The sequence below is a fragment of the Streptomyces sp. KR55 genome, assembly GCF_052245645.1.
In the GTDB taxonomy this organism is placed as follows: domain Bacteria; phylum Actinomycetota; class Actinomycetes; order Streptomycetales; family Streptomycetaceae; genus Streptomyces; species Streptomyces flavusporus.
The window spans coordinates 1-4,384 of the sequence record NZ_JBQQCE010000631.1; the positions used below are offsets into that span (position 1 = coordinate 1).

2 protein-coding genes and 1 pseudogene are annotated in these 4,384 nt (G+C 67.8%); 1 reads left to right on the forward strand and 2 read right to left on the reverse strand.

Annotated features, from left to right (window positions below; translation table 11 throughout):
- Nucleotides 1-329: pseudogene (locus tag ACTWQJ_RS47100) on the reverse strand (hypothetical protein); the annotation flags it as partial.
- A gap of 79 nt (nucleotides 330-408) precedes the next feature.
- Nucleotides 409-1,737 carry a DUF2252 domain-containing protein gene (locus tag ACTWQJ_RS47105; protein ID WP_443312520.1) on the reverse strand — a complete coding sequence of 443 codons (1,329 nt, stop codon included), beginning with the start codon at nucleotides 1,735-1,737 and terminating at the stop codon, nucleotides 409-411.
- Nucleotides 1,738-1,952: 215 nt separating this feature from the next.
- On the opposite strand from ACTWQJ_RS47105, the gene dnaE reads away from it, so the two are divergent.
- Nucleotides 1,953-4,384: DNA polymerase III subunit alpha (dnaE, locus tag ACTWQJ_RS47110; RefSeq protein ID WP_443312521.1), on the forward strand; the 2,432-nt coding region annotated here is incomplete at its 3' end.

The window sequence follows — 4,384 nt, forward strand, 5'->3', positions numbered from 1 at the left end:
CCGCCGCACAGCACGTCCAGGCCGACCGAGCGCAGCGGGCCCGCGACGGGGCCGCCCGCCCGGCCGTAGCAGGCGTGCTGGCCGGCGGTGAACACCGTGTCGGCGGCCAGTTCCAGCGGGATCAGCAGGGCGGCGATCCGGCCGAAACCGCGCTCACGGCCGGCCAGTGCGTACGCGATCACGAACACGGTGGCGGTGATCGCCGCCACCGTGCCCACCGGCAGCGGGACCCCGGACAGCAGCACGTGCGACGCGGTGCTGAGGGTCACGACCACGGCCGTGAACAGCGCCGCGCGTACGGCTCTGAGCTGTGTCCCGGATATGTCCATAGCGGGGAGAGTGTGTCACGGACTCCTGTAAGGGACTCCTAAGGAGTCCCTGTGAAACGGGTGGGGGGTCGGTGTTCGGTCACAGGCCGGGGATCCGGCCGTTGCGGAACAGGTCCACGAAGATCTGGTGGTCGGCACGCGCGCGTGCGCCGTAGCTGTGCGCGAAGTCGACCAGAAGCGGCGCGAGGCCCTCCTCGTCGGAGGCGATGGCCGCGTCGATGGCCCGCTCCGTGGAGAACGGCACCAGGTCCGAGTGGCCGCTTTCGTCGTCCGCGGCCGAGTGCATCGTGGCCGTCGCCCGGCCCAGGTCGGCGACGACCGCGGCGATCTCCTCCGGGTCGTCGATGTCGCCCCAGTCGAGATCGACGGCGTACGGCGACACCTCGGCGACCAGCTGGCCCGCGCCGTCCAGCTCGGTCCAGCCCAGCCACGGGTCGGCGTGCGCCTGGAGGGCACGCTGGGAGATGACCGTGCGGTGACCCTCGTGCTGGAAGTACTCCCGGATCGCCGGGTCGGTGATGTGCCGGGAGACGGCCGGGGTCTGGGCCTGCTTGACGTAGATCACGACGTCGTTCTCGAGGGCGTCGCTGTTGCCCTCCAGCAGGATGTTGTACGACGGCAGACCGGCCGAGCCGATGCCGATGCCGCGGCGGCCGACGACGTCCTTCACCCGGTACGAGTCCGGGCGGGCCAGCGAGGACTCCGGCAGCGTCTCCAGGTAGCCGTCGAAGGCGGCCAGCACCTTGTAGCGCGTGGCCGCGTCGAGCTCGATGGAGCCGCCGCCGGGAGCGAACCGGCGTTCGAAGTCGCGGATCTCGGTCATCGACTCCAGCAGCCCGAACCGGGTCAGCGAGCGGGCGTCGCGCAGGGCGTCGAGCAGTGGGCCCTCGGCGGTGTCCAGGGTGAAGGGCGGCACCTCGTCGCTCTTGGCGCCCGTGGCCAGGGCGTGGATGCGCTCGCGGTAGGCGGCCGCGTAGATCTTCACCAGCTCGGTGATCTGCTCGTCGCCGAGTGCCTTCGCGTACCCGACGAGTGCGACGGAGGCGGCGAAGCGCTTCAGGTCCCAGGTGAAGGGGCCGACGTAGGCCTCGTCGAAGTCGTTGACGTTGAAGATCAGACGGCCGGTCGAGTCCATGTACGTGCCGAAGTTCTCCGCGTGCAGGTCGCCGTGGATCCACACGCGCGAGGTGCGCTCGTCCAGGTACGGACCGCCGCGCTTCTCCGCGTCGAGGTCGTGGTAGAAGAGGCACGCCGTGCCCCGGTAGAAGGCGAAGGCCGAGGCCGCCATCTTCCGGAACTTCACGCGGAACGCGGCCGGGTCGGCGGCGAGCAGCTCGCCGAACGCGGTGTCGAAGACGGCGAGGATCTCCTCACCGCGTTGCTCGTCATTGAGCTGCGGGAACGACATCGCTGGGTGCCTCCTGGTGCGGGGGTGGTACGTGACCTGTGAGACGGATGGTCCATGCCCGTGGCACGGATCACCCGCCATCTTCCAACGTTCGAAGGTACGCGGGAGTGCCCGCGGAATGTCAGTGCCGAGGCATAGACTTCGACGCTGTCCCCCAGACTGTCCGCAGCCTGTCGGACCCCCGTCGACGTATGTTTTCCTTGGAGGCCGCAGCCGTGTCAAAGCCGCCGTTCACGCACCTGCACGTCCACACCCAGTACTCGCTGCTGGACGGTGCCGCGCGGCTGAAGGACATGTTCAACGCCTGCACCGAGATGGGCATGACACACATCGCCATGTCCGACCACGGCAACCTCCACGGGGCGTACGACTTCTTCCACTCCGCGAAGAAGGCCGGAATCACCCCGATCATCGGGATCGAGGCGTATGTCGCCCCCGAGTCCCGGCGCAACAAGCGCAAGATCCAGTGGGGCCAGCCGCACCAGAAGCGGGACGACGTCTCCGGTTCGGGTGGTTACACCCACAAGACGATGTGGGCCGTGAACAAGACGGGCCTGCACAACCTCTTCCGGCTCTCCTCCGACGCGTACGCCGAGGGCTGGCTGCAGAAGTGGCCCCGGATGGACAAGGAGACCATCTCCCAGTGGTCCGAGGGGATCGTCGCCTCCACCGGCTGCCCCTCCGGCGAGGTGCAGACCCGGCTGCGCCTGGGCCAGGAGGAGGAGGCCCTCAAGGCGGCGGCGGACTACCAGGACATCTTCGGCAAGGACCGCTACTTCCTGGAGCTGATGGACCACGGCATCGAGATCGAGCACCGGGTCCGCAAGGGCCTGCTGGAGATCGGCAAGAAGCTCGGCATCCCCCCGCTGGTCACCAACGACTCGCACTACACGTACGCCCACGAGGCGGGCGCGCACGACGCCCTGCTGTGCATCCAGACCGGCAAGAACCTCTCCGACCCCGACCGCTTCAAGTTCGACGGCACCGGCTACTACCTGAAATCCACGGACGAGATGTACGCCATCGACTCCTCGGACGCCTGGCAGGAAGGCTGCCGCAACACGCTGCTGGTCGCCGAGATGGTCGACACCACGGGCATGTTCGAGAAGCGCGACCTGATGCCCAAGTTCGACATCCCGGAGGGCTACACCGAGGTCACCTGGTTCCAGGAGGAGGTCCGCCGCGGCATGGAGCGCCGCTTCCCGGGCGGCATCCCCGAGGACCGCCAGAAGCAGGCCGAGTACGAGATGGACGTCATCATCCAGATGGGGTTCCCGGGCTACTTCCTCGTGGTCGCCGACTTCATCATGTGGGCCAAGAAGAACGGCATCGCCGTCGGCCCCGGCCGGGGCTCCGCGGCCGGCTCGATCGTCGCGTACGCCATGGGCATCACCGACCTCGACCCCATCCCGCACGGCCTGATCTTCGAGCGGTTCCTCAACCCCGAGCGCGTCTCCATGCCCGACGTCGACATCGACTTCGACGAGCGCAGGCGCGTCGAGGTGATCAGGTACGTGACGGAGAAGTACGGCGCCGACAAGGTCGCCATGATCGGCACGTACGGCACCATCAAGGCCAAGAACGCGATCAAGGACTCCGCGCGCGTACTGGGCTACCCGTACGCGATGGGCGACCGCCTCACCAAGGCCATGCCCGCCGACGTCCTCGGCAAGGGCATCCCGCTGTCCGGCATCACCGACCCGCAGCACCCGCGCTACTCGGAGGCGGGCGAGATCCGGGCGATGTACGAGAACGAGCCCGACGTCAAGAAGGTCATCGACACCGCCAAGGGCGTCGAGGGCCTGGTCCGGCAGATGGGTGTGCACGCGGCCGGCGTGATCATGTCCAGCGAGACCATCACCGACCACGTCCCCGTCTGGGTCAGGCACACCGACGGCGTGACCATCACGCAGTGGGACTACCCGAGCTGTGAGTCGCTCGGCCTGCTGAAGATGGACTTCCTGGGCCTGCGCAACCTGACCATCATGGACGACGCCGTCAAGATGGTGAAGGCCAACAAGGGCATCGACATCGACCTGCTGTCGCTGCCGCTGGACGACCCCACGACCTTCGACCTGCTCCAGCGCGGCGACACCCTCGGCGTCTTCCAGTTCGACGGCGGCCCGATGCGCTCGCTGCTGCGGCTGATGAAGCCGGACAACTTCGAGGACATCTCCGCCGTGTCGGCCCTGTACCGCCCGGGGCCGATGGGCATGAACTCCCACACGAACTACGCGCTGCGCAAGAACGGCCAGCAGGAGATCACGCCGATCCACCCCGAGCTGGAGGAGCCGCTCAAGGAGGTCCTGGACGTCACCTACGGCCTGATCGTCTACCAGGAGCAGGTGCAGAAGGCCGCCCAGATCATCGCGGGCTACTCGCTCGGCGAGGCCGACATCCTTCGCCGCGTGATGGGCAAGAAGAAGCCGGAGGAGCTGGAGAAGAACTTCGTCATCTTCCAGGGCGGCGCCCGCAAGAACGGCTACAGCGACGAAGCGATCCAGGCGCTGTGGGACGTGCTGGTCCCGTTCGCCGGCTACGCGTTCAACAAGGCGCACTCCGCGGCGTACGGACTGGTCTCGTACTGGACCGCGTACCTGAAGGCGAACCACCCCGCCGAGTACATGGCCGCCCTGCTCACCTCGGT